This window comes from Blautia caccae (assembly GCF_040095955.1).
GTDB classification, from domain to species: Bacteria; Bacillota; Clostridia; order Lachnospirales; family Lachnospiraceae; genus Blautia; species Blautia celeris.
Genome location: NZ_JBBMFP010000094.1, coordinates 1 through 828, shown reverse-complemented (window position 1 = coordinate 828; position 828 = coordinate 1). Strand labels below are relative to the sequence as shown.

Annotated in this window: 2 protein-coding genes; both read left to right on the top strand. The window is 52.8% G+C overall.

Annotated elements, in window-relative coordinates; genetic code table 11:
• Nucleotides 1–333: VaFE repeat-containing surface-anchored protein (locus tag WMO65_RS26360; protein WP_349064904.1), on the top strand; the 333-nt coding region annotated here is incomplete at its 5' end.
• 298 nt (nt 334–631) lie between these two features.
• On the top strand, nt 632–828 hold a 197-nt coding region (locus WMO65_RS26355; RefSeq protein WP_349064902.1), incomplete at its 3' end, for a hypothetical protein.

The following is an 828-nucleotide window of genomic DNA, read 5'->3' as shown; positions in this document are numbered from 1 at the left end:
ACAGCTGAGAAAGCGGATGGGAGCGTGGAGCTGGAATTCACCTTTGACGGATCCGCCCTTGGTGGAAAAGAGATCGTTGTCTTTGAAAAGCTGCATTTCCAAGGACGTGAAGTGGCGTCCCATGAGGATATCGAAGATGAGGCTCAGACCGTGAAGATCACAAAGCTGCCAGTTCAGAAAGATACAGAACAGCCCAAAAAGACAGATACGACGGCCACAGCGCCGGTAAAGACAGGCGATACCACATCCGTATTCCCTTATGCAGCGGCAGGGGCCGTGGCCTTGGCTGGGGTGATCGGTGTGCTGGTTTGGAAAAAGAAAAGGTCCGCATGATGACAGGGGACCATAAAGGCAAGACAGAGGGAAATAGAACCGGACAAAGTGCCGGATTTTTTTATGCCTAAATCCGCAGGGAGGGCCCAGACGGGACCTCCCTGTTTTAGCAGAAAGGAGAAGCATATGACGAATGCAGAAAGTATTGCGATAAGGCTGGCGATCATAGTCGTTGTCCTGTTGATCGGCGGGGTGATCGCATACAGAAAGGGGAAAGACAGGGATGAGTAAGAGGAATGAGGCATTTTGTAGGAAAGAGAAGCATGGGGCAGAGGGTATAGGGAGGAGGAGATGCCGGGTGAAAAGGATGGCAGCCTTAATCCTTACGACAGCAGCCATGATAAGCATGGATCTGATGCCCGTTTTGGCAAGCAGCGGTGCCCAGGCGATCACTGCCAAGTTTGATATCGCGAAGGAGCTCATGGCTGCCGTGGTGACCTCGATCGGTGTCATGGTGATCCTGTGGGGGATCTTCCAGCTGGGCAGCTCCATGCA